This window comes from Pseudomonas sp. GW821-FHT12A04 (assembly GCF_058807755.1).
In genome coordinates this window covers 40,530-64,243 of sequence record NZ_JBXAQZ010000023.1, presented here as the reverse complement: position 1 = coordinate 64,243, position 23,714 = coordinate 40,530, and the positions used below count along the sequence as shown (strand labels likewise).

15 protein-coding genes are annotated in these 23,714 nt (G+C 59.8%); 8 read left to right on the top strand and 7 right to left on the bottom strand.

Features of this window, described 5'->3' with window-relative positions; genetic code table 11:
- Window positions 1-97: 97 nt before the first annotated feature.
- Window positions 98-6,676 carry an NEL-type E3 ubiquitin ligase domain-containing protein gene (locus AC1RS8_RS27305; protein ID WP_489338624.1) on the bottom strand — a complete coding sequence of 2,193 codons (6,579 nt, stop codon included), beginning with the start codon at window positions 6,674-6,676 and terminating at the stop codon, window positions 98-100.
- Between the two features lie 175 nt (window positions 6,677-6,851).
- Between AC1RS8_RS27305 and AC1RS8_RS27300 the strand changes: the two genes are divergently transcribed.
- A complete protein-coding gene (locus AC1RS8_RS27300) occupies window positions 6,852-7,070 on the top strand; it encodes a DUF2970 domain-containing protein (RefSeq protein ID WP_057714552.1) in 219 nt (72 codons plus the stop codon).
- Window positions 7,071-7,076: 6 nt separating this feature from the next.
- Here AC1RS8_RS27300 and AC1RS8_RS27295 read toward each other — a convergent pair whose 3' ends face one another.
- Window positions 7,077-8,162 carry an ABC transporter substrate-binding protein gene (locus AC1RS8_RS27295; protein ID WP_489338625.1) on the bottom strand — a complete coding sequence of 362 codons (1,086 nt, stop codon included), beginning with the start codon at window positions 8,160-8,162 and terminating at the stop codon, window positions 7,077-7,079.
- A gap of 523 nt (window positions 8,163-8,685) precedes the next feature.
- Here AC1RS8_RS27295 and AC1RS8_RS27290 point away from each other — a divergent pair.
- A complete protein-coding gene (locus AC1RS8_RS27290) occupies window positions 8,686-10,344 on the top strand; it encodes a nitrite/sulfite reductase (protein WP_057714379.1) in 1,659 nt (552 codons plus the stop codon).
- Window positions 10,328-10,822 carry a DUF934 domain-containing protein gene (locus AC1RS8_RS27285; RefSeq protein ID WP_057714377.1) on the top strand — a complete coding sequence of 165 codons (495 nt, stop codon included), beginning with the start codon at window positions 10,328-10,330 and terminating at the stop codon, window positions 10,820-10,822. Before AC1RS8_RS27290 ends, AC1RS8_RS27285 begins: the two co-directional genes overlap by 17 nt.
- 51 nt (window positions 10,823-10,873) lie before the next feature.
- Here the strand turns inward: AC1RS8_RS27285 and AC1RS8_RS27280 are convergent, their stop codons facing one another.
- Complete coding sequence (locus tag AC1RS8_RS27280; protein ID WP_489338626.1) at window positions 10,874-14,761, bottom strand: dermonecrotic toxin domain-containing protein; 3,888 nt, start codon at window positions 14,759-14,761, stop codon at window positions 10,874-10,876.
- A gap of 187 nt (window positions 14,762-14,948) precedes the next feature.
- Entirely contained in the window at window positions 14,949-15,971 is a 1,023-nt protein-coding gene (gene sohB / locus AC1RS8_RS27275) for a protease SohB (protein ID WP_090455662.1), read from the bottom strand.
- Between the two features lie 201 nt (window positions 15,972-16,172).
- On the opposite strand from sohB, the gene AC1RS8_RS27270 reads away from it, so the two are divergent.
- The 5 genes from AC1RS8_RS27270 to AC1RS8_RS27250 all read left to right on the top strand — a co-directional run bounded on the left by AC1RS8_RS27270 (window position 16,173) and on the right by AC1RS8_RS27250 (window position 20,707).
- On the top strand, window positions 16,173-16,883 hold the full coding sequence (locus tag AC1RS8_RS27270) for a histidine phosphatase family protein (protein ID WP_489338627.1): 711 nt from the start codon (window positions 16,173-16,175) through the stop codon (window positions 16,881-16,883).
- A gap of 64 nt (window positions 16,884-16,947) precedes the next feature.
- Entirely contained in the window at window positions 16,948-17,262 is a 315-nt protein-coding gene (locus AC1RS8_RS27265; protein WP_007946492.1) for an SCP2 sterol-binding domain-containing protein, read from the top strand.
- Between the two features lie 253 nt (window positions 17,263-17,515).
- Window positions 17,516-18,379 carry a LysR family transcriptional regulator gene (locus tag AC1RS8_RS27260; protein WP_057714369.1) on the top strand — a complete coding sequence of 288 codons (864 nt, stop codon included), beginning with the start codon at window positions 17,516-17,518 and terminating at the stop codon, window positions 18,377-18,379.
- Window positions 18,380-18,485: 106 nt separating this feature from the next.
- On the top strand, window positions 18,486-19,631 hold the full coding sequence (locus tag AC1RS8_RS27255) for a sterol desaturase/SRPBCC family protein (protein WP_489338628.1): 1,146 nt from the start codon (window positions 18,486-18,488) through the stop codon (window positions 19,629-19,631).
- Window positions 19,628-20,707 carry an SMP-30/gluconolactonase/LRE family protein gene (locus tag AC1RS8_RS27250; protein WP_218498205.1) on the top strand — a complete coding sequence of 360 codons (1,080 nt, stop codon included), beginning with the start codon at window positions 19,628-19,630 and terminating at the stop codon, window positions 20,705-20,707. Before AC1RS8_RS27255 ends, AC1RS8_RS27250 begins: the two co-directional genes overlap by 4 nt.
- A gap of 144 nt (window positions 20,708-20,851) precedes the next feature.
- On the opposite strand, the gene AC1RS8_RS27245 is transcribed toward AC1RS8_RS27250, so the two are convergent.
- From AC1RS8_RS27245 to AC1RS8_RS27235, 3 genes are all read right to left on the bottom strand, one after another.
- Window positions 20,852-21,013, bottom strand: coding sequence for a hypothetical protein (locus AC1RS8_RS27245; RefSeq protein ID WP_489340654.1), 162 nt, complete (start codon window positions 21,011-21,013; stop codon window positions 20,852-20,854).
- Between the two features lie 107 nt (window positions 21,014-21,120).
- Window positions 21,121-21,354: a DUF465 domain-containing protein gene (locus tag AC1RS8_RS27240; protein ID WP_057714363.1), complete on the bottom strand. Its 234-nt coding sequence runs from the start codon at window positions 21,352-21,354 to the stop codon at window positions 21,121-21,123.
- Between the two features lie 224 nt (window positions 21,355-21,578).
- Complete coding sequence (locus AC1RS8_RS27235) at window positions 21,579-23,690, bottom strand: hybrid sensor histidine kinase/response regulator (RefSeq protein ID WP_489338629.1); 2,112 nt, start codon at window positions 23,688-23,690, stop codon at window positions 21,579-21,581.
- Between the last annotated feature and the right edge of the window lie 24 nt (window positions 23,691-23,714).

Below are 23,714 nucleotides of genomic sequence, written 5' to 3'. Positions count from 1 at the left end.
TCTTTCGTTCATGGAACCTCCAAGTTGGCGAAATCATATCGCCCTTAAGAGGTGTCCGGAATTATTAGGCCAGTTCAAGCTCACTCCCACAGGTGATTTACCTGCTTGAGGCAGCCGTCAGCTCCGCGACCTCCTGTCGGGACAATTCGATCATCTTCGCGTTGCGCGCCGCCCTCTGCTCGAAAAGCTGAGTCAGTAATGCCGCATCGTCAGCGCTTTCAACTTCCTCCTGAACATCCATCTCATCCAGCGCCTTGAACACGTCAGGATGTTTTTCCTTGAGATAACTTTCCCAATAGTCGCGCTGGATCAAGTCTTCAAAGAAACCATCGGACTGCTCTGCATTGACGATCTCGATGCGCGCGTCCGCCAGTTGTTGAGCGGTCACTCCCGAGGCATAGGTCATGTGTTTCGGTTGCCCTGGCAGCTCCAGGCCGTCCGCCCATCCTTGTGTCAGCCCGATTCGATAGCCTAAGCGTATTTCGGCCTCATCCTGCCCGGTTTGCGCGGCGATTTTCCTCGCGAGGTCGTCGACCTTGTCCAGTCGAAACAGCTGCCGGGATAAATTCAGCAGTGCATGCCCCTTCACACTCGGGCGCCCGACGGGAATATCAAGCAAGGCATTGTGGGTGAAGACTCTGCTTTCCAGCCCACTGAACGTCAGGATTCGACCGTCGACACACGTGCCGTGGGTGCTGGAACTGGCAAACAGGATCTCCCGTAGTTCGGTATTGCTGGCGGCGGCTTCAATGACCGTCCAGACCCGCCGCGTCAGATCGGCGTTAGCCACCCTGAACTCCTGCGTATCCTGCAGTCGCGAAAGCAGGTGAAAGAACGCCGCATTGTCCGGTTCCGCCGCGAGTTGATTCCACATCCCGGTTTTACTGGCCACTTCCTCGGGAGGAAGATGGGTTAACCACGGTGTTTTTTGCTCGGTATCCGGCTCAGTCTCAGGCAGTTCCTCATCCGTATCGATGCCTTCACTGCTATCGTCGCCATCGCCGTTGGCGTCATCGATCAACTCGTCAAGATCGGCCCGCGAGATCCCCAGCACCCTGTCGTGGAAACCCGCTTCACGGTAATCCCTGAGACGTTCAAGGCTCTCAAGCGACAGGTTGAAGTTGTCGCTCAAATCCGTACCGGCCGTCAAAACGTCATGGTCGCCACTCAGGGCCTGCTCGGGGATCGACGTGATGTCGTTGCCACTGAGATTGAGCGTGCCCAGGTGCTGGCTGTCGAACACCCCGTCCGGCCATTCGGTCAAATTATTGTTGCGCAGATCCAGCGTCTCCAATTGCTCGAAAACGCCGATATCAAAGGTATCCAGTTCGTTGTAGCTCAAGTCCAGCCAGCGCAGACGCTCCAGATTACTCAATGCGGCATACAGCAGCTCGGCATCGTCCATCCGGTTCGAGGACAACTCCAGACGCTCGAGCCTGTCCATGTCACAGACCGGCTCTGGAACGCCATCCAGCCCATTGCCATTGAGGTCCAGGGTTTTCAGGCGGGTAAAGGCCTTGAGGAACCCGTCGGAACCTTGCCGGGTAAGTTTTACGCTCGTCAGTTTCAACGTGCCGACATGCTCGAACGATGCCGGCACCTCAGGCAGGTCACCCAGTTGCAGACCGTTCAGATCCAGCACCGCATCAGCCACCGCGCCCGTGCTGCTCAGACCTTTTTGCCAGCATTCGACGATCCGCAAGGCAGCCTGCCTGCGAATGCTGGAAGATGTCATCCAGCCGTTTCCGCGAGATCCCCGGGTAAACAGCCAGCCATTCAATTGGCGCGTGAGCGTTTCATAGGTTTTCTCCCATTCGCCAATTTTCACGCTCGCAGCTTCGCTGCCCTGCATCTGTTCGATCATTTGCAAGGCGTCATCATCGGCGAGTGTCGGTTTCAGCCGTTGCAGGCGCTTTGTCAAAACCGCAACCCCTTCTCCCGCCGGGACTTCCGACAGCGGCAACAATTGACGTGCGATCGAACTGGCGCTTTCGAACGGAGGGAAATCCTGTGGCACCTGCTCCAGATCGAACCGTTCCAGCGCGCCGGCCGGAAGACCTTTGGCCATTTCCATTCGATGCCGGGCTGCGTTGCGCATGGCGACGGCTTGAGGGGTTAAAGGTGTGCCCGTGAGGTTGGCCTTGAGCAGCGTCTCATCCGCAAGCGGCTCCGGCAGCGCGTTGACCTTGCTATCCCGCAAGTCCAGCCAATACAGCTCTGGCAGCTCCTGTGCCCCGGTCGGCCATTCTTGCAGCGCCGTGCCACTTAGATTCAAGGACTTGAGGCGGGTCATTGCACTGACATCCAAGGTATTCAACGGGTTGTTGCTCAAGTCCAGGTATTGCAGTGCCTGCAATCCATCAAAAGCCTGCTGAACCCCGGCGTCGCCAACAATCCGGTTATTGGAAAAATCCAGATCAGTCAGTTTTTCAAGATCACCGGGCGCAAAGGGCACTTCGGTCAAACCGCTGCCACTCACGTCGAGTTTTTCAAGCCCGGGAAAACCGCGGACGAACTTGCGAGTCTGCTCGACGGGGGCACTATTACCCTTCAGATACAAGGTTCGTACTTCAGGGAAGGCACCGTCCGGCAATTCTGGAAACTCGCTCAACGCCAGGCTCGGCAGATCCAGTACCGAGGCATCGGCCGTCGAGCCGTAGCGTTTGAATGCGCCATTGCGCCAGCAGATTCTCAGGGCATCTGCCGTCCATGTACGTCCGATGATTTCGTTGGCCGCTGCAGGCATTCGCAGCGCGCGTTGGGACCAGTCCTCAAGATGCCGGTTGAGCTGATGATGCTGCTCACTCAATGCTTCGACGGCGTCGAATCTCGCCCCTGCGTCTTGCCACTGTTCGACAAATTGATTGAATAATCCCGCGGACGGGTCATTGATGCCTTCAGCAAGACGTTTCAACTCGCCCTTGCAGTAATCCCTGACTATTTCTTCCAGATCAACAAGGTGCCGGGGCTGACGCCTGAGATACTCATAGGCCTGCTTGAAGTTTGGGCGCGGCATGTTCGACCAATCCAGCGACAACCCGGACCAGAGTTTTTCATGCCCTTCGAAAATGCCTTCGAGGAATGTACTGATGGCTGTCCCGGTGAGGTTCAGACGTTCAAGACGGGGCAGTTCCAGAACCCCGGTTGGCCACTGATCCATTGACGGCGCGATCACGTCGAGCAGACGCAGATTGCGCAGCCGGCTTACGTCCAACGGCACGGGAACGCCCCAGGTTGAATACACGCTGAGCTCCTCGAGCGCCGTCAACGCACCCAGTCTCGACGGCATGTCTGCGGCGAAGGGCGCGGCTGAATACAGGCTCAGCCCCCTGAGGTCCGGCATGCTGCTCAGCACTTGGGGCACGGTGCTGAAATCGTTGCCCGTGGCATTGATCCGCAGTCTTTTGAGCTTGGGAAAATTCGCCAACAACGCATCGACATTGGCGTCGGTGATGCTTCGACCCCGGACATACAGATCACCCACATGGGAGAAGTCCGCCGACAGCGCAGGGATCGGGTCGTCACAGACCAACTCAAGCAATCTGTAGCGCGGATGCTCCCCGGCCAGCGGCGAATTACGCCAGGATTGCTTGAGGCTCTGCGCGACCGAGGCCTTGCCTCCGAGCATCGACTCCAGGACAGAACCCGCTATCGGCTCGCCGACCCATTGATCGAGCGTCGCCTCGAGGGTCTCCCACTCGCGCATACGCTCCTGCAGGAGGCTATAAATCTGTGCGTCGGTTTTACCCGCGCGCAGTTGCGCCAGGATAAACCCATTGGCCTGCTGATCCGTCAGCGCTGGATAGACGTCCTGAACCCGCGACACCAGAGAAGGATTCAAACCTTGCCCGCGCCCGCTGGCGTAGTAGCCCACCCGACGCTCCGTTACGCGTACGGGCGGCTTGAACGCCTTGCCGTTACCGCTGCGCTGTTCCAGCATTTGCGACAATTGCGCCCGATGCTCGAAGGCCGAGTCGATGACAGCCTGCTTCAGATCGACGCTTTGGCCCACGTGTGGAACGCCCAATGCGCGACGGGATTCATCGGGCAATGCGTGCATGATCGAGGCGTAAAAGTTATCGCCGGTGGCGGGCACGCCATTGAGCGTCTCGCCACGCTCATCAAATGCCTGATAGGACGGGCCGTTTTTAACCACGTACTTACGGATTGTCGCGGCCTCGCTACCAATGCCGTCGATGAGCGGACCCTCGATGTGGCCGTCGCGAATCTCCAGCCGCACCTCGCCGGACCACCCCGGCATTTTTTCCAGGGCATGCAGTGCGAGCCACCGGCTGTCAGCGGACAGCGCGGATTCCATGCGCAGGCCAGTGAAAGCCCGGGCCTGACGCCCCTGTTGTGCATACCAACGGGCCTCCTCCAGCATTTTCAGGGGAATTCGACTCGTTGTTTTCAGGCGGGTGAGCTCTTCGGCATTGGCATCGAGCAGAACCCTGCGAGCGGCGGCATTACTCAGCCCCGGGCTGGCGCGTTGCAATTTTTCGAGCAGTGGTCCGCCAGTACCGGGGTCGGCTTCGAACAGCCGCAAGGCGTGGGACAGCTCCGGCGGCGGCGCAAGATGATCCATGTGCATCTTGCGCAAGGCATTGTCCTCGACACCACAGGCCTCGGCGATGTCGAGCAGTTGCTCATCGGAAAAAGCCTCGGTGATATGGCCGATGCGCCGCAGCAGTGTCAGCCGATCCCAGGTCCGGGGACGCTCCAGCGCATGGCGCCAGGCGCCATGCCCGTTGTGTTCGAGTATGGGTTGCCAGGCATCCGTATCAGTCGGATGCCGGATGCGCCATTTCTTCAGCGAAGGGTCAAAGGTTGTTTCGTAGACCTTGCCACCCTGCCGAATGAAGGTTTCGCCATTTATCCGGTGCAGCCCAGACGCATCAGGGACTGAATGGCGAGGCAGGATGAGGTTGCGTTCGTAACCGCTCAGGTCAGGTTTCCATAAGCGGGTTTTGCCGTCGTCGCGTTTGATGGATTGCAGGCGCTCGACCAGCGGTTCGGGTTTCACCGCCGTCAGCTTGGCCAAGCCTTTGCCCGCACCGGCCATCACCGCGGCCAGCGCCAGATTCTCGGCCACATCGACCAGGTGCGCCTTGGCCGCCGTTCGATCTCCTTCACTCCACTCGATCGCCCCCTCAAACGACTCGTACAGCAGCTGACCCGCCATGACCGTCAGCATGATCTCCCCCAGTACCGGCACGAACATCGACACCATGTTCAGGCCCAGCATGCCTAATTCCAGCAGATGATTGAGCTTTTGCGCCCGCACTCGCGCATCGACGTCCGCCGTGGGCACCGCATGGCTGCGTGCGTCGGCGATGACTTTCTTGCGGTTTTGCTCGTAGAGATAAGTCCACAGATCACTGTTGGCGGACCAGATGCCCGCCACGCCTTCGCGAATCATCCCGAATGGATTGAGATAAGGATCTTCGACCGACTCACGTTTGCCCGCAGGTTCTGGCGGCAGCTCTTTGATGCGGGCGACGGACGACAACGGGGGCACGTACTGGAGGACCTTCAACCAGAATGAATGCAAAGGATCAGTCGGAGAGTCGGCGGCCTTGCGGGTGAACTGGCTGAAGTAATAAGGGCGGTCGGCGTAGGCGACGAACTGGCTGAAAAAGCGCTGGTGGGCGGTCGGCCCACTGCCACTGGCGGGCAATGCATCCTGGGCGGTGAACTGACGCTTGAATTCTTCACGCAGCTGCTCAGAGGTATAGCGTTTGAGCGGGTGCTCGGGATCGTGGGGAATGTAGACGATGTAGTCGTTGGTATAACGATATTGTTCACTGATGCTGAACACGACGCAGCCCGTCATCCTGCGCTTCATCAGGTTCAGGTCACGAAACCAGACTGGCCTGCTGCCTACACGGGGATGGACCTCGCCATTAACCACCGAAAGGATCATTGCGTAATCGTCGGGTTCGATGTCTTTTTTCAGCAGCGCCAATTCAGCGGCTGCTCTCATTGCCGCTTTCTGACTGGCAATGAATTGCTCGGACACTGTCGATTTCTTCTGCGCAGCCGTTGCCTGGAAAAACGCCTCGACACGGGTTTGATACTGCGCGCCGATATCCAGCTTGCGGCAGAGTGAGAGGAAATGCGTGACCGACATGTTGAGGGCAGTGACCTCGAACGTACCAGGCGTGGAAGTCTCGACTACAAAGCCCGACCCGCGATGAAAGGCACCCGCCTCGCATTCGGACGCTTCGAAGTTATGCAGTGCCGCCTGCAACAACGAAAGCTTCATCACCTCGAATGTGCTGATCTCGATTTCAAGATCGCTGACTTCCAGCGCTCGCCTCAGACACACCAGGGTTTTGTTGACGTCGACCTCGACCCCGAACTGATCCTTCAGCGCCTTTTGCAGTATCGGCTCGGCAAAGCTTTCGGCATCTGGCAGCGACGACATGGTTTTGTCGAGCAGGGTCTGGGAAACAAAGCTGTCGTTGAAACGGTCTTTCAGTGCCTGCTGTTGCTCGATGGACGCTCGCGAGTACCAGCGCGGCGCGAGCGAGCCGCTGGCTTTTATGGCGGCCCGCCGCTGCGGCGTGGCATCGATCAACCAATCAGGCGTCAGCTGTTCAAGAAGCTCGCGGTGAATGCTGGTTTGGCCCGCAACCAAAGGTTGACGGGGCACAGAGGGGGGATGGGTAGACATTGTGTCGCTCCTGAAAAATGGAACGACAGAACATCATTTCACTGAACCGTATCTGCGGTAGATAGTTATCGCATCGGCCCAGACTGATTTCAAAATGCGTCGACTCGCAGGCCGGCCGCACCACTGGCCGGCGGATTGTCTATGCTCTGAGGACTTACTGAGAGGCGAGGGATTTATGGACGATCCAGTCGACAACAAGCCGCCAACCTTCTGGCAGATGTTGCACAGCGTCATGGCGGCAGCGTTCGGAGTGCAGAGCAACAAGAACCGGGCGCGGGATTTTACCCACGGCAAGCCCAGTCATTTCGTGATCCTGGGGATTTTGTTCACCACGGTATTTGCCCTGACGCTGTTTGGCATCGTCAAACTGGTGTTGCTGCTGGCAGGGATCTGAAACGGCTCAGTGCATCAGGATTTGCAGACTGAACGGATAGCGATAGGACACTGGTCGCCCCTTCGCCGACAGCTTGTGGAAATCCACCCCGAAATTCCGTGCGCTGCCCAACGCCAGCAGTTGTTTGGCTTGCGCCCGGTTAATCAGTTGCAACAGCGGAAGTTGTCGGTCCCGACCGCCGTACTGGCTGATGTCGACCCCTTGGTCATAGTCATGCAGCTCAACCAGTGCCCAGCCACCCAGGCTGAAATGCCCGCCCAGCAACACGCTCAGGCGGTTGTCGAGCAGCGCTTGCAATGCTGCGGGTGAATTGTTGATGGCGCCGAACAATGCATCCTTGCCCGGAACACCGCCCGATTCGACATACGCCTGCATGACGCCAAACGCCATTTCGTCGTTGGCCGCCCACACCAGTGAAGTCTGCGGATAACGCTTGAACAACAGTTTGGCTTGCTCGTACGCGCGCTGACGTGTCCAGCCGCCGTACACCAACTGACGCAAACGCACTTGCGGGTGTTCGGCCAGCGCCCGACGCATGCCCTTCTCACGCAACTGCGCCGACGGCGTGACCTTCAAACCGGAAAAAGCCAGCAGGTCAATCATCTGGCCCGGGGCCACCGGGGGATGCAACCGAATCAACTCCTTGAGCATCAGGTAGCCGCCCTCCTCATCGTTGGGCACCAGGCTGCCGATCCAGTCGGGATATTTGTCGGGGCGGGCGCCGAGCAGTTTTACCTGATCCACAGTCAAGGCATTGTTGACCAGAAACAACTTCACCCCGCTGCCTTGCGCCAGGCGCAGCACTTCGGGGGCAACGGATTGTTCGTTGACGAACACAAGGTAGTCGGGACGATTGTGTCCCTGGAGGGCTTCGCGCGCCTGCTTGATGATGTTTTCAGGCACCCGGTCGGAATACTGGATCCGCAGGTCCAAGCCCAGATCCCTGGCGGCGGCCTGCATGAACTGCGAGTAACTGACCCAAAAAGCTTCCTTCGTGGTTCCCGGGTTAAGGAACAGCACTGACGCCGCTTGAGCGCACGGTCCCGCGACCATGCCCAGCGCCAGTAATACACCACTTAGAAACTTCAACATGTGTCGTCCGAGCCCCCGGAAATTCGCCGCGCATTATAGCCAGCGAACGTCCGTAAAACGGCGACTTTTCCGGTTTTTGTCAGACAATCGTCGGAACCGGGCCCGGACGGGGTCGCTTACTGATGACTGACCCAGAATACCGCGGTCCCCACGACCAGAATGATCAGGAACAAAATGGCCCATGCATCAACGGTGCTATCGCTTTTCCGTGCTTTGGTTGGGTTGCTCATTGCATCGCCTCTTGTCGGTTTTATCGGTGATTGCATAAAGACTCGAGCAGAGTAAAGACGACGATTGCCCGCATCACAAACAGGGTCTTTGTAACAGCGCCCCTCATTAGTCGATTTGGTTCTTTACATATGCTCAAACATCACTTTTACGCATAACTGCAAACTGGTATCGTGCCCCGGCTCCGTAGGGAGTGCGCGGCCGTGCGCGCAGAATTGCCGAGGTATTATCGGACGCCAGCAAGCCAAAAAACGCCGCTGTTTCCGACCGGCCCAAGCCTGAGAACAGGACTTATATGTACGTATACGACGAATACGATCAGCGGATCATCGAGGACCGCGTCAAGCAGTTCCGTGATCAGACCCGACGCTATCTGGCAGGCGAGCTGAGCGAAGAAGAATTCCGCCCCCTGCGCCTGCAAAATGGCCTTTATATCCAGCGTTTCGCGCCTATGCTGCGAGTCGCCGTGCCTTACGGCCAATTGACTTCGCGCCAGATGCGAATGATGGCCAGGATTGCCCGCGACTACGACAAGGGCTATGCCCACATCAGTACCCGGCAGAACGTGCAGTTCAACTGGCCGGCCGTGGAAGACATTCCGGACATTCTCGCTGAACTGGCCACCGTGCAGATGCACGCGATCCAGACCAGCGGCAACTGCCTGCGCAACGTCACCACCGACCAGTTTGCCGGTGTCGCCGCCGACGAACTGATCGACCCGCGCCCATGGTGCGAGATCGTCCGCCAGTGGACCACGTTCCACCCGGAATTCGCCTACCTGCCGCGCAAATTCAAGATTGCCGTCAACGGTTCGACTTCCGACCGTGCCGCCATCGAAGTCCACGACATCGGCCTTGAGCCGGTGCACAACGCAGCCGGCGAACTGGGCTTTCGCGTACTTGTCGGCGGTGGCCTGGGTCGTACGCCGGTGGTGGGCGCGTTCATCAATGAATTCCTGCCGTGGCAAGACCTGTTGAGCTACCTCGACGCCATCCTGCGGGTCTACAACCGCTATGGCCGTCGCGACAACAAGTACAAGGCGCGAATCAAGATCCTGGTCAAAGCGCTGACGCCTGAAGTCTTTGCGCAGAAAGTCGATGCGGAAATGGAGCACCTGCGCGGTGGCCAGACCACGCTGACCGAAGCCGAAGTGCAGCGCGTCGCCACACACTTCGTCGATCCGGACTACAAGGCGCTGGACAACCAGACCGCCGCCCTGGCCGAGCTCGACCAGCAGCACCCGGGCTTCGCCCGCTGGCGCGTGCGCAACACCCTGGCTCACAAGAAGCCGGGCTACGTGGCCGTGACCTTGTCCCTGAAGCCAACCGGCGTTGCACCGGGCGACATCACCGACAAACAGCTCGACGCCGTGGCCGACCTGGCCGACCGCTACAGCTTCGGTCAACTGCGCACCTCCCACGAGCAGAACATCATCCTGGCCGACGTCGAGCAGGACAAGCTGTTCGCCCTGTGGGGCGAGTTGCGCGAGCAAGGTTTCGCCACGCCGAACATCGGCCTGCTGACCGACATCATCTGCTGCCCGGGCGGTGATTTCTGCTCCCTGGCCAACGCCAAGTCGATCCCGATCGCCGAATCGATCCAGCGCCGCTTCGACGACCTGGACTACCTGTTCGACATCGGCGAACTGGACCTGAACATCTCCGGTTGCATGAACGCCTGTGGTCACCACCACGTCGGCCACATCGGCATCCTGGGGGTGGACAAGAAAGGCGAAGAGTTCTATCAGGTTTCCCTCGGCGGCAGCGCCAGCCGCGACGCCAGCCTGGGCAAGATCCTCGGCCCGTCCTTTGCCCAGGAAGCCATGCCTGACGTGATCGAAAAGCTGATCGACGTGTACATCGAACAACGTACCGAAGACGAACGCTTCATCGACACCTATCAGCGTATTGGTATCGACCTCTTCAAGGAGCGTGTCTATGCAGCGAATCATTAAGAACAACGAGGTCGTCGACGAAACCTGGCACCTGCTGCCCAAGGACTTCAACATCGACGAGATCAGCAACTGCGACGACCTCATCGTGCCGTTGCAGCTGTGGCGCGAACATAGCCGCATGCTCCTGGCCCGCGATGGCGGCCTGGGCATCTGGCTGGACGCCGATGAAGAAGCCGAGGAAATCGGTGAAGACGTGGCGCAATTCCAGGTCATCGCCCTGAACTTCCCGGCATTCACCGATGGCCGCAACTACTCCAATGCCCGCCTGCTGCGTGACCGTTACGGTTTCAAGGGCGAATTGCGGGCCATTGGCGACGTGCTGCGTGACCAGTTGTTCTACATGCATCGCTGTGGTTTCGACGCGTTCGCCATTCGCGCCGACAAAGACCCGCACGAAGCCCTTGAAGGCCTCAAGGACTTCTCGGTGACCTACCAGGCCGCTGCCGACGAACCGCTGCCGCTGTTCCGTCGTCGCTGACCGTCACCCCTTGAACCCCGACCCGGGGTTCAAGGGGTTTTACCCTTCGCGCTAAAACACCGGATTATCCACCAGCGGAATCGGACGCCCCATGGCGACCCAGTCGCAGTACAGCCGGACTCGATCTTCCAGCACCACGAACAGCCTGAACGGATTATCCGCATCGGCCGTCCGCGTATCGACACAGTGCAGCAACCAGCCCCACAACTCTTCTGACGCATCCGCTTCGTGGAGCAAGCGCCACACACGCGCCTGCAGCGACCAATAACCGACCCGGAAATCCGCCGTCAGGCTCAATCCATCCACGACCCGGAGCAACGCACTGCCCGATGGTTTGACGGCCAATCGTTGCCAGATCTGTTGCCGCGTCTCGCGCACGCTTTCATCACCCTCCTCCAGCCAGGGCGTCGCACTGCCGTAATCGGCACCCGGCTCACTCAACCACAAATTGATACCGGTGCGCTCACGATGACTCACCAGGCGCAACAACGTGTCTTCATCCGTCAGCGGATTGCCCCACAGTTTCACCCGGTCCCGGGACACCGCCTGAATCAGTATCGAGTAGGGAACCCGACCGATCCGGTTGCCTCGCAAGTCGAGCGAGGTGAAGTACGGCTGATCGGCGATGCCTATCGGACAATGGCTGATTCCGGTGTTTCTCAGGTTCAACACACGCAGTTCATTCATCCCCAATACCACGGGCGGTACAGTCAACGGGTTGTCACTCAGATCCAGCGTTTGCAAGCTCACCAGCTCACGAAACTGCGAAGCCGTGCGCTCCTGAAGCTGCAAAAAGGTGGAACTCAGGTTGAGCGTAGTGAGGTGGGGCATTTGCCGAATCGGTGGAGGCAACACACCTTCCAGCACGCCGTCTGCGTTGAGCCGCCGCAGGTCGACACGTTCCAGGTTCAGGGAACGCAGGTTCGGAAAACTTTCGAGAAAGACGCTCAGGCTCTCGCGCTCGACCAGGTGCAAGCCCCGCATCGATAGCTCGACGACCTCATTGAAGCGCACGTTCATCGTTGGCAACCTATGGTAGTCCTCGAAGCCCAGATCCAGCCTGTAACCAGAGAACGTCTCGCCGGACATGACTCTATTGATCTGGGGCGGGCATTTTTGCCAGATGCCCATCAGTTCGTCGCCCAATTCAATTCGCGTTTCACGCTCATAGCCAATCACGGTTTGCAGCAGTTCGACATTGTGTGCCGCCACCTGCTCAGGGCTCATGCCTGCGGCGTCATCATCGTCCACCGCAAGAAAATCCACGTCCATGTCATCGACATCCAGCACGGCCTGGTCGATCCACTGGCGCAGATCGGCATGCAACTGCTGCATCTCGAGAATCAGGCGATCCACCAGCGCTTGAGCGCCGTTACCCGCCATCAGGAGCAGCTCATCCGCCTGGGCATCGGTGAAATCCGGATACAGATTCTTGACCTGCAGTCGCATGATTTCATGGGTCAGCGCAGCGGCCTGTGGCGTATTCGGAAAGCCGCCACCGCGCAACCCCGTGGCTTCAAAGGACAACCGCGAATCCATTCGATTCAAGCCGAGTATCAGCTCGGAGCGGGGCAAGGCATGTGTGCCAATACGCAGGCGCAACTGGCTGGCCGCGTCTGGTGAGCGCAGCGACATCGCCGCGCGTTCCTCCCCTGACAATAGATCGACCAGTGCGGTAAACAGATCCGAACCCTCGCCGTCGGTAGCCGCCATCGTGGAATACCGATAGCGATCACCGACCTTGATCAAGCGCCGGCAACCCGCCGAATCGGGCGGGCCGCAACGGTCCAGGACCCGGCCACTGATTGACCCGTCGTGCACTTCGATGCGTAAGTCTTTCGGCCAACCGGGCAGGCGTGGCAGGGAATGCAACGCCAGGACATCGGTTTCCGGATGGACGATCGAACGCAAGTACAGACCTTCATAAGCCCGGTTGAGTCGTGCATGTTGTTGATACTCCCGCGACTTGCTGTCCAGGCGCTTGAACAGTAGCAGCGCCTCGTCAGCATCGACGGGCCGATTGATGTCAACTCCCGAACGGTCGAGGATCTGCTCCACGGCACTTTTCGGCAAACCTTGGTATTCACGCTGAAACAGGCGAACCCACTCCTGGTCCGAGTGCTGGAGCGCCTGATATCGGGCATTGAACAATCCGGCCCGCGCTTGCGGGTCGGCGACGATTTCGAGTTCCTGATCGAGCTTGAAGCGTGTGATGGTGTCGGCAAGCAACGGCGTCGGCGGACGGCCAGTCTGCATCAGGCGCAGCATATCGTCGTCGACCGTACTGACCCGGGCGATCTGCGCCAATACCTCATCACTGAAGGCAGCAAGCGGTGTGCAAACGCCACGCATCAGCTCCACACGTGTCGACACCGGTGCCGGAGCCGATCCGGGTGCGGGCTCGGCCGGCGTTTCGGGATGCGGCTCGCTCCCGGGTTCCCGGGGTTCGTACAACGTTCCGGCGATTTTTTCTTCGCCCTTGAGTGCCGCCACAGCCCCGGCCAGCGGGAGTGCATTGAGCAAGCCAAACACCGTGCGCGTCACGCCCTCGGAGCGTTGCTCCGGTGTTTTACCGTTGGCGGCCTGATCGAGGCCATAACCGGCGTCGATCAGGCCGGCCAGTACCAGGACGCCCTCACCTCCCGGAATGAACAGTGCCAATGGCCCCAGCCGGTTGATCCACTGCACGAGCGGTTCCACCACCGCGCTCAGGTTGTCGCGATTGACCTGGGCATCGTCGCGGATGGTTTTGACGCTGGCCATGGAGGCCTGCTTCATGGTCAGCACCAATTGCGCGAACGGATCGGTGTCAGTCGGCGCACGCTCAAGGTCGATGTAGTCCTGCGGGTCCCAGAAACCGTCGTTGTTGAACAACCCTGCGTTCTTTTTCAGCCAGTGTTCCTTCGGGTAAACCGCCATGCCCTCCAACGCCGTCGACACCCCCGCATGGAAGGTACCGTCTTCACGATCGTCCTCGGCAAAATGCGCGACCAGCGCTTGCCGTGTGGCGGCAACCCTGCCTTGGTCCACGATCCATTGGCGCAGGTGCCGGAAGTCGGCGAATTCATGCAAGGGTGAGGAGTTGCCGGGAATGTTCAGCAAGACCCGGCCGCTGTGACGGTGGCGATAACACCAGATATCGTCCGATGTATAGCGATAGATCGTCAGCCGACCGACCTCGATCGGTGCGCTGATGCGGGTGGGCGCCTGCACCTGGCCGATGGTCAACGCATTCCAGGTCTGCTGCGCTGGCAACCCGGCGGCCTGCATGGCCAAGACCAGGCCTTCCTGACTCAAACTGCCCTCCTGATGTTGCAGGCAGGCGCTCATGATAAAGGCGGCCTTGGCCGAGGTTCTCAGGTCGTACGGCGCCGCCTGGACGATACGCTTATCGGAGGGCCACGCGCGATCAAGGTAAGCCTGATAGCGGGTTTGCAGATCCAGCTCCCACACCCACTGTTTGAACGCCGCTGGCCTCAGGGCAATTTGCGTTGCCGGCCCATAGACCTGGGGCGTGGTCTGGCGATAGATACCTTCGTAGGTGTGGTGATTGCCATTGCCGTGATCGGCGAATTCATCGACATGCTCCACGATGCGAACGGACGGACCGACATCGGGCGGTGTGTACAAGCCAAATGCGCTTTCGGCAAAACGCCCGTCACCGACGGTCTGGTAGTTCGCCAGCAACGCCTGCACCAGGGTTTGCGTGTTTGCCACCTGGCCTTGCTCGATACCGTCCTGCGGTGGGTGCCCGCGATAGCGGTAATCCAGGGTGACCAACAGGGCCTTTTGCGGGTCGATGTCTTGCCCCCATTTTGCCTTGATCAACTGGGCACCGAACTGCTCGGGAGACTGCGGCAAAGCCGCGCCCACCACAGACTTCAGTGTTTCGCGCAGCGGTGCAAGATCGGGATGAAGCGGTGTCTGATGGTCATTCATATGCGTTCCATGGCAATTATTCCGGAACACCAACATAACCAACCGCCGCATTACCGAAAGCAGGAACGGTCGCCTGCTGCCTACAGAGATTTCGCCGGGCCGTGGAGGACATCAGGCAAGTATTCGCAGGCAAAAAAAAACCGGGGCTAATGCCCCGGCTGGATGTTTTGCAATATCTCCTGCCCCGTTACCAGAAGCGTTGCTGGGTCAAACGGCTCCACCAGCTCAGCAGCACACGATCGACCGAGCCGCTGGCGGCCATGCCAATGCGCTCTTGCAGGCTTTTGCGCTCGGCATAGTGCAGGTGATAAAGCTCGGACTGCCTGGCGCGTTCGGCGAGGTACTCGTCGCTGGTCTTGAGTTCATCGACCAGGTGTTTTTCCAGCGCCGCCACGCCAAGCCAGATTTCGCCGGTGGCCACTTCATCGATCGCCAGTTGCGGGCGATAGCGCGACACGAAGTTCTTGAACAGTTGATGGGTGATGTCCAGGTCTTGCTGGAACTTCTCCCGGCCCTTCTCGGTGTTTTCGCCAAACACGGTCAGTGTGCGTTTGTACTCACCGGCGGTCAGCACTTCGAAGTCGATGTCGTGCTTTTTCAGCAAGCGGTTGATGTTGGGTAACTGCGCCACCACGCCAATCGAGCCGAGGATCGCGAAGGGTGCGCTGATGATCTTCTGGCCGATGCACGCCATCATGTAGCCACCGCTGGCCGCGACCTTGTCGATGCACACGGTCAAGGGCACGCCGGCCTCACGGATACGCGCCAGTTGCGAGGAGGCCAGGCCGTAGCTGTGAACCATGCCACCGCCGCTTTCCAGGCGCAAAACCACTTCGTCCTTCGGTGTGGCCAGGGTCAGCAAGGCAGTGATTTCGTGGCGCAGGCTTTCGGTGGCCGAAGCCTTGATATCGCCATTGAAATCGAGCACGAACACCCGGGGCTTGGCCTCGGGTTTTTTCTTCTGTTTCTTGTCGGTTTTAGCCTGGGTCTTGCGCAAGGCCTTGAGCTGATCCTTGTCGAGCAACGTCTGCTCCAGGCGTTCGCGCAGCCCTTTGTAGAAATCATTGAGTTTGCTGACCTGCAACTGGCCCGACGACTTGCGTCGCCCCTTGCTGCGCAAGGCCGCAAAACTGGCCAGGACCACCAGAATGGCGATCACCAGGGTCACGGTCTTGGCCAGAAAAATGGCGTACTCGGAAAAAAACTCCACAGGGACTCCTCAAACGATGCGCGGCTTGAACGCGCGCGGGATACCTCCAGCATACCCATGCGTCGACCTTGCTACCAGCCGTGAAAGCTCTGGTAACAGGCCTGTAACGGGCATTTCAAACAAGCGTATGTTTTTTCATTGACAGCACACCGCCATCCTCATAACCTCGCCAAACCTTCAACGTACCGGGAAGACGCGGACGTGGGCAGCATCTATTTGATTCGACATGGCCAGGCCTCCTTCGGTGCAGACGACTACGACGTGCTGTCGCCGACCGGTATTCGTCAGGCTGAAATCCTGGGTCGGCACTTGGCCGAACTCGGGATCGGCTTCGACCGCTGCCTGGCGGGGGATCTGCGCCGCCAGCAGCACACGGCCAACAGCGCGCTGGAACAATTCGCCGCGGCAGGCCTGCCGGTGCCGGTGCTGGAAACCGACTCTGCCTTCAATGAGTTCGACGCCGATGCAGTGATCCGCGCGCTGTTGCCGGCCATGCTGCCGGACGAACCCGAGGCCCTGGACATCCTGCGCAACGCCGCGCAAAACCGTGGTGAGTTCCAGCGTATCTTCGCCCTGATCATCGAGCGCTGGCTGGCCGGCACCTACGACACACCGGGCCTGGAGAGCTGGCTGGGGTTTGTCGAGCGGGTACGGGCCGGTCTGCACCGCATTCTCGACCAGGCCGACAACACCCAGAAAATCGCCGTGTTCACGTCCGGCGGCACCATCACCGCCCTGCTCCACCTGATTACGCAAATGCCTGCCCGGCAGGCCTTTGAATTGAACTGGCAAATCGTCAACACCTCGCTCAACCAGCTTAAGTTTCGTGGTCGCGAGGTGTCCCTGGCTTCCTTCAACAGTCATGCGCACCTGCAACTGTTGAAGGCCCCGGAACTCATCACGTTTCGCTGAGTCCGGATTATTGTGACCCTGGCTGTAATCACCCAGCTCTTATTACCCAAGAAAGGATCGAACCATGACCTCCGTAGCTGATGCCGTACAAGCAATGAAAGCCAAGTTCAACCCAGCCGCTGCCGCCGGTCTGGACCTGGTCTTCGGTTTCCGCATCGACGACACCAAGAACTTCTCGCTGATCGTCAAGGACAGCACCTGCGAGCTGCAGGAAGGCGAGAACCCGGACGCCCAGGTGACCCTGGTGATGGACGGCGAAACCCTGCAAGGCATCGTCGACGGTTCGACTGACGGCATGCAAGCGTTCATGGGCGGCAAACTGCGCGCTGAAGGCGACATGATGCTGGCGATGAAACTGTCCGAGCTGTTCCCGTCGTAAGCACCTGGTTCCCGAACTTCGGGAGCGTGCCTGCTGCAAACGAATCCCGCCCTTAGTGGCGGGATTCGTCGTTTTTGCTGGTCCTGTGGCGAGGGGGCTCGCCCCCGTTCGACTGCGAAGCAGTCGCACAACCAGAGATTTCGACTTATCGGAAGGACGTCAAGGGCCGCTTCGCGCCCAACGGGGGCAAGCCCCCTCGCCACAGGTCAGGTGGTGCTCTTACAATGCGAGCACTTACACCACCGGCCCCCCCATGGACATCGACCTCGCCCGCACCTTCCTCGAAATCGTCCGCCATGGCAGCCTGGCTGCCGCCGCGGAAAAACTCCATGTCACCCAGACCGCGATCACCGCACGGGTACAAAAACTCGAGAGCCAACTGGGCAGCACCCTTTTCGTGCGCAATCGTGCCGGCGCCCGCCTGACGCCCAATGGCGAAGCGTTCGTGGTGTACGCCAATCAGCTGGTGCAAACCTGGGAAGCCGCGCGGCGTGATTTGCCGTTGCCCGAAGGTTATCGCGATGTGCTGCACATCGGTGGCGAGGTGAGTCTGTGCAACCCGTTGATGCTCGGCTGGGCCGGCGAAATTCGCAAGAACATCCCCAGCCATGCCCTGCGCATGGAAATCCGCGACGGCGAAAACCTGCTGCGCCAACTGGAGTTAGGCGTTCTGGATGCCGCGCTGGTGTATCAGCCCGAATATTGGCCGCGCCTGCAGGTCGAGCAGATTCTCGAAGAAAAACTGATTCTCGTGCGCCTGGCCGACAAGCCCGATCCTTATGTGTACATCGATTGGGGCGCTGATTTTCGACGCCAGCACGACGCCGCGCTGCCGGAGAAGGCCAAGGCTGCGCTGAGTTTCAATCTGGGCCCGCTGGGCTTGCAGTATCTTCTCGAAAACGGCGGCAGCGGCTACTTCCGCACCCGCGTCGTGCAGAGTTATCTGCAAAGCGGCGCCCTGGAACGGGTGCCCAAGGCGCCGGAATTCAACTACCCGACCTATCTGGTCTACTCGCGCGATCGTGACTCGCCGACGCTGCAACGCGCCTTCGACCTGCTGCGCAAAGTCATCGACTCAGACGAAGACTGGTCGCAGCGATGGGATCCGCTGACCTGAGACCGGTTTGCACCGGATCATGGCCGTTGTGTCCTTAAGGTTCGGTCCGTCAAATCACCGGGATCGGCTAATCTGAAAGAGATAACAAAAACGACAGGTGATTGCAGTGAGGCAGACCACCGAAGGATTCCGCGGCCGTTACCGCGCCGACATTCATCCGCTCTACAACCCCTGGCTGCATGGCGCGTTTGTCCTGGTGTTCGGGGCACTGGCGATCAGCGTCTTCTGGAGCAACGTACATCAGGTGCGGCCAGCGGAATGGCTGGCGGTGCCCGTCACGCTGCTGTTGTTCAACCTCGGTGTGTACATGGTGCATCGCCACCTGGGGCATCATAAAAAGAGCTTCGCCCGGCTGTTTTACGCCCGTCACGCAGGCGACCACCACAGCTTTTTCACCCCCGGCCACATGACCTACGACAGCGCCCGCGACTGGCGGGTGATTCTGTTTCCGGCGTGGCTGATCGTGCTGCACACCCTCGCCGTCGCCCTGCCCCTCTGGTGGCTGCTCAAGCACATCAATACCAACGTCGCCGGATTGGTCGGCGGCCTTCTTGTCCTCGGCTACCTGACTTATGAAGTGTTTCATGCCTGCGAGCATCTGCCGTCGCGCAACCCGCTCACACGGCTGCCGTGGATCCGCCAGATGCGCCGGCTGCACGAACTGCACCACCGCCGTGAACTGATGCAGGCGCGTAATTTCAACATCGTTTTCCCGCTGATGGACTACCTGTTCGGCACCCTCTATTGGGAGCCGGAACCTGAGCCGCTCAACCCGACGAGAACCCCCATGACCCGCATGCAGCATCAGGTTGTCATTGCCGGAAACCCGATCCAGGTACTTGCCTACGCCAGCACCGTGACCCTTTGGCCGCAATGGCATCCGTCGTCGCTGCGCATCGACGGGCCAAAAGGCCCGCTGCATGCCGGCGCACGTTTCGAGGAAGACATCCGTGCCGGCGGGCGCGACGGGCACTTGCGCTGGGAGGTGGCGGAGTACCTGCCCGGGCGGCGCTGGAGCGCCGAGGCCCGGGGTGACCACGGCCTGTCGCTGGTGGTGACCTATGAATGCGATGCCATAGGTGAGGACACACGTTTCGTCCGCACCCTGGAATATCAATTCAGCGGCCTGGCAATGCGCATTGCCAACCGCTTGTTGCTCAAGCGGCGCATCGACCGGGAATCGGCGGCGTCGATGCTGGCATTGCGCGACATGGCACAGAAGTATCTGGCCGCGACAGGAGTCGGCGTGTGAGCAGAACCTTCAAATGTCTGTTGCTGGTCATCGTCGTCATCGGCGCCTTCCTGCTGCTGATGCCCACCAAGGTGCGGCCGGTGGCCTGGACACCACAAGCCGCGCCGTCCCTCACCAGCGGAATCTACGCCGACAATCAGCGGCTCAAGGAGGTGGAGCGCGTCGGCGCCGCCAATATCGACGGGCCGGAAGCCTTGTTGCTGGAAAACGACACGCTCATCACCGGCCTGCACGACGGGCGCCTGATCCGTACGAGCCTGGACGGCAAGACCACCAGTATCCTGACCGATACCGGTGGCCGGCCACTGGGCCTGGCCCGGCATCCCAATGGCCTGCTGGTGATCGCCGATGCCGTCAAAGGCTTGTTGTCCCTCGACGCCCAGGGACGCCTGGTGGCCTTGACCACAGAGGCCGACGGCGTTCCCTTCGGTTTTACCGACGACGTGGCCATCGACAAACCCGGTCACTACGCTTATTTCAGCGATGCTTCGAGCCGCTTCGGCTATGGCCACGACGGTGAGGCCGTGATCGAACACGGCGGCGACGGTCGACTGCTGCGCTACGATTTCCAGACCGGCAAAACCTCGGTTGTGCTGGATAAGCTGGAGTTTGCCAACGGCGTAACCCTGGGACCGGACGATGCCTATGTACTGGTCAATGAAACCGGCGCCTACCGCATCACACGTTATTGGCTCAGCGGTCCGAAGGCCGGCACCCACGACCTGTTTATCGACAACCTGCCAGGGCTGCCGGACAACCTGTCGTTCAATGGCCACGACCGGTTCTGGGTGGCGCTGTATGCCCCCCGAAACCCCTTGCTCGACGCCACGGCGGCGCATCCGTTCGTGCGCAAGATGATCGTGCGGGCCATGACCGTCTTGCCCAAGCCCGTGGAAAAACACGGATTTGCCCTGGGCCTGGACCTTGATGGCAAAGTGATCGCCAACCTGCAGGACGGCAGCAGCGACAATTACTCCCCCATCACCACCGTGCGCGAGTATGGGGACTGGTTGTATTTCGGTTCGCTGAAAGCCCGGAACATGGTGCGATTGCCGCTAAGCAAGGCATTGCAATGAACAGTCCCCTTCCTGAACTCACCGAAGCCCCCCTGTAGGAGCGAGCTTGCTCGCGATGGACTCAAATGCACTGCGTTTAGTCAGTAAACACGCGGCATCGTTAACGACCATCGCGAGCAAGCTCGCTCCTACAGAGGGCGGTGTTCATTCTGAATCGACGTCGATACCTTCTTCTTCCGGCCACTCATCGATGCCCGGCTCTTCCTCGGGATTGACCGTGGTGTGTTCGGGGCTCAGGGGTTCGGGATGAGTGGGGATCGGGTCGTAGCCACCCTGTTGTTCGCTGGGGTATTTGGGCTGGGTCATGAGGCACCTCGTTGAGAGCCATAACAGCGGTCTCTGAACATTCGAGGTGCCGGTTGTGATGCCGTTCCAACTTTCCCGCCACCGGTCGTCGGTGGCAGCTCGCTGGGTCAGGACGACGAGCCAAGTTGCTTGACGATCTTGTCCTTGACCAGCAGACGTGCCTCCTTGAGCTTCCTTACGGTGTCATCGTTGGACTTGGCCTCCTCTGCTTTCACCACTTCGGCATCCGCCTGGGAATACTTGTTAAGCAGTGAATCCAGTAACGGATCCTTGGTGCGTTTCTGCTGGACTTCTTCCTTTGAGCGTTTCAGATCCTGATAAAGGTCATGGGGCACCGGCATGGAACACCTCCGTTTGTTGATCGGCAGCGAAACGCGATCAATTGCGTTCACCAACTATCAGAATGGCCTCGGTTAGCCTGTTCTGTCGACCACCTGTCAGACCAGCGGTGTCCGTTCGTCGTCCGGTCGCCAATGCGATAAAACCTTGCCTGCGCCGGCGCCTCCACGGGTTGACGATCACTCGGTCACCTTTGAAAACCTGCGTGGAGAATCACCTGTTTTTGTCAGCCGCTAAGCACCGTGCGCACCATCTGCGTCAGTGCTTCGGGGTTGTAGGGTTTGCTCAGCAGGTGGGTGTCGGGGCTGAGCTGGTGATTGCGCGAGATGATGTCGCGGGTATGCCCCGAGGTGAACAACACAGCCACCGGTGGCTCCTGCACTTTCGCCCAGGCCGCCAGGTCCGAACTCTTGATCAGGCCGGGCATGACCACGTCGGTGAAAATCAGGTCCACCGCCAGCCCTTCCAGCAACATTTTCATGGCGATGTCACCGTTGGTGGCCGTGAGGACCTGATAGCCCTCCTCGCGCAACAACTCCACCGCCGATACCCTCACGGCCTCATTGTCCTCGACCACCAGGATGCGTTCGTGCCCGCCCCGTTGCGGCACATCAGGGCCCGGCGTTTCGCTGGGGGCCGCGCGCAAGGTGCGCGGGAAGTACAGCTGCACCCGAGTCCCCCGCCCCACGTCGCTGGCGATTTCGATATGACCGCCACTCTGCTTGACGAAGCCAAACACCATACTCAAGCCCAAGCCGGTGCCCTGCCCGTCGGCCTTGGTGGTGAAGAACGGCTCGAACGCCTGGGCCAGCACCTGCGGCGGCATGCCGACGCCGGTATCCGTCACGGACACCCGTACATAGTCCCCGGGGGCAATGCCCTTTGCGGCGCAAAATTTGCGATCGAGGACGATGTTTTCCGCGCACAGGTCAATCCTGCCCTCGCCTTGAAGGGCGTCACGGGCATTGATCGCCAGATTGAGAATGGCGTTTTCCAGTTGGTTGCGATCGACAAACACATTCCAGGAATCTTCGGGTGCCGTCATGTGAACCTGAAGGGTTTCACCCAGGGCACGCAGCAACAGCTCCGCCAAGCCATCGAAAATCTGCCGCAAGGTGAAGACCGCGGGTGACAACGGTTGGCGGCGGGCGAATGCCAGCAATTGCGAAGACAGCTTGGCACCGCGCTCGACAGCGGCAATCGACGCCGAGACCCGGCGCTGCACATTGGCGTTACCCGGCTCATGACGCGCGAGCAAGTGCAGGTTGCCTGCGATCACTTGCAACAGGTTGTTGAAGTCATGGGCCACACCACCGGTGAGACCGCCGATGGCTTCCAGCTTCTGTGACTGGCGCAGTTGTTCTTCCGCCGCCAGCCGCGCCTCGACCTCATCGGCCACCCGCTGTTCCAGGTTGCGGGTGAACTTGAGCAGGGACTCTTCGGCGGTCTTGCGTTCGTGGATGTCGATCAGCACGCCGGGGAAACGAAACGCCTCGCCCTGCTCATTGAACTCGCAACAACCACTGGCGAGTACCCAGAGGTAGCTGCCATCCGGGCGCCGGATCCGGTATTCGACGTTGTAGGGCTCGCCCGTCTCCACCGACAGTCTGACTCGCTCCTGAACCCAACTGCGGTCATCCGGATGGATCCGGCTTTCAGCGATTTCCTGAGACAGGTTTTGCAGGTCTTGCCCGGGTGGATAAGAGAACGCGCGAGCGAAGCGCTCGTCACCCGACAGCACGTTGGCCTTGATGTCCCAGACAAAGGAGCCGAGCAAGGCGCCGGCGTTCAGCGCCAGGCGTACCCGTTCGTTGTCGGCGCGGTAGGCGTCTTCAGCCGCCTGTCGCCGGTGTTCGGAGATCACCCGATCGGTGGTTTCCACCACCATGGCCATGACCCCGGCCGGGCACCCGTCATCGTCGGCCACCGGGCTGTAGTAGAGGTCCATCCAGACATCTTCCGGAACCCCGTCACGCAGCAGCACCAGTTCTTTGTTGCGATAGGACAAGGTGCCGCCCGCCAGGCAGGTGTCGACCACGTGGCGATTGAATTCGGCAACTTCCGGCCAACCCAGTTCTACGGCAGAGCCGAGCAGATACGGATGACGCCCACCGGCAAACTTGGAATAAGCGTCGTTATAGATCATGTACCCGGACTGGCCCCAGAGCATCACCATCGGCAGTGGGGACGCGAGCATCAACTGCACCGCGCTGCTCAGGCTCCTGGACCATGAATCGAGCGGGCCAAGTTCGGTCCGGCTCCAGTCGAACGCACGAATGCGCCCGGCCATTTCGCCGTTCCACCCGGAGCACCCGTGGCTTTCCTCTAGAAACTGCATCGGCTGGCTCTATCCCGGTAAGTT

Coding starts and splice junctions, on each gene's coding strand:
- AC1RS8_RS27240 (WP_057714363.1), bottom strand. CDS start 21,354: ATGCCGGTGCCCCATGACCTTTATCAGGATCTGAAACGCTCAAAGGAA.
- AC1RS8_RS27245 (WP_489340654.1), bottom strand. CDS start 21,013: ATGACCCAGCCCAAATACCCCAGCGAACAACAGGGTGGCTACGACCCG.
- AC1RS8_RS27235 (WP_489338629.1), bottom strand. CDS start 23,690: ATGCAGTTTCTAGAGGAAAGCCACGGGTGCTCCGGGTGGAACGGCGAA.
- AC1RS8_RS27290 (WP_057714379.1), top strand. CDS start 8,686: ATGTACGTATACGACGAATACGATCAGCGGATCATCGAGGACCGCGTC.
- AC1RS8_RS27285 (WP_057714377.1), top strand. CDS start 10,328: ATGCAGCGAATCATTAAGAACAACGAGGTCGTCGACGAAACCTGGCAC.
- AC1RS8_RS27260 (WP_057714369.1), top strand. CDS start 17,516: ATGGACATCGACCTCGCCCGCACCTTCCTCGAAATCGTCCGCCATGGC.
- AC1RS8_RS27280 (WP_489338626.1), bottom strand. CDS start 14,761: ATGAATGACCATCAGACACCGCTTCATCCCGATCTTGCACCGCTGCGC.
- AC1RS8_RS27305 (WP_489338624.1), bottom strand. CDS start 6,676: ATGTCTACCCATCCCCCCTCTGTGCCCCGTCAACCTTTGGTTGCGGGC.
- AC1RS8_RS27295 (WP_489338625.1), bottom strand. CDS start 8,162: ATGTTGAAGTTTCTAAGTGGTGTATTACTGGCGCTGGGCATGGTCGCG.
- AC1RS8_RS27300 (WP_057714552.1), top strand. CDS start 6,852: ATGGACGATCCAGTCGACAACAAGCCGCCAACCTTCTGGCAGATGTTG.
- AC1RS8_RS27265 (WP_007946492.1), top strand. CDS start 16,948: ATGACCTCCGTAGCTGATGCCGTACAAGCAATGAAAGCCAAGTTCAAC.